The organism is Streptomyces sp. TRM68367, assembly GCF_014495685.1.
GTDB lineage: Bacteria > Actinomycetota > Actinomycetes > Streptomycetales > Streptomycetaceae > Streptomyces.
The window spans coordinates 1-1064 of the sequence record NZ_JACTVI010000281.1; the positions used below are offsets into that span (position 1 = coordinate 1).

Here is a 1064-nt window from a genome sequence, read left to right on the forward strand (position 1 = left end):
ACTCAGGTGGACCTGGACGGAGCCCTTCCGTCAGGGGGTGCCGTGCTGCCGCGCAGGACCAGCGATCCGGGGGAGACCGACGTGTACGGGCCGTCGTTGCTCGGCCTGGTCTTCAGGCGACGCAGCAGCCACAGTGCACAGCCGGTGGCCATCTCCTGGATGGGCAGGCCGTTGGTGGTGAGTCCGGGGCCCCACCAGGAGAAGCCGGGCTCGTCCCCGAAGCCGACCACGGACAGTTCCCCGGGTACTTTCACGCCCTGCTGGGAGAGCTCCTCCAGGACTCCCAGGGTGAGTTGGATCGATCCCAGCACGAGCGCGGTGGGCGCATCCGGTCCCGTCAGGAGCCGGCGCACCGTCTCGCGGCCGTGGTCCATCGACGACGGCGGTCCCAGTTCCACGCGCCCGGCATCGTCGGGCAGGCCGCCTTCGCGCAGGGCGCTGCGGAAGCCGCGCAGACGCTCCGCGCCCGTGGGCAGTTCTTCGGGGCCGCCGAGGTAGGCGATGCGGGTGTGGCCCTGCGCCACCAGGTGGGCGGTGGCCTGGCGCAGGGCCTCGTGGTCGTCCACGCCGAACCACTGGGAACCGAGCGACGGGTGCCGGCGCAGCAACTGCAAGTGCGGCACGGCGCGCAGGAGTTTGACGGACTCGTTGTGCGGGCGCGCGGTGGGCACGATGATGACGCCCGCCACACGGTTCGCGGACAGCTCCCGCAGGTGGCGCAGCTCCACCATCCGGTCGTCGTCGGTCTCCGAGAGCATCAGCTGGAAACCCTCGGCCTGCATGTTCTTCGACAGCTCGTGCGCGATCGTCGAGTAGAAGCTGTTGCGGATGTCCGGGATCACCAGCGCGACCACGTTGCTGGACGCGCCGCGCATCATCCGCGCCGCACGGTTGCCGACGTAACCCATCTCGGAAGCGGCCTGCCGGACGCGGAACTTGGTCTCCTCGCTGATGCGCGGATCGTCGGCGAGCGCCCGTCCCACCGTCGACACGGAGACTCCGAGACGTTCGGCGATGTCCCTGGTCGTGATCATGTAAAGGGGTCCCCTCGACTGACTGGTCCC

The 1064-nt window shown here is 69.7% G+C and carries 1 protein-coding gene; it reads right to left on the reverse strand.

What is annotated here, in order from left to right; translation table 11 throughout:
- Positions 1–2: 2 nt before the first annotated feature.
- Entirely contained in the window at positions 3–1034 is a 1032-nt protein-coding gene (locus H8R17_RS45515) for a LacI family DNA-binding transcriptional regulator (RefSeq protein ID WP_187828999.1), read from the reverse strand.
- Positions 1035–1064 lie beyond the last annotated feature (30 nt).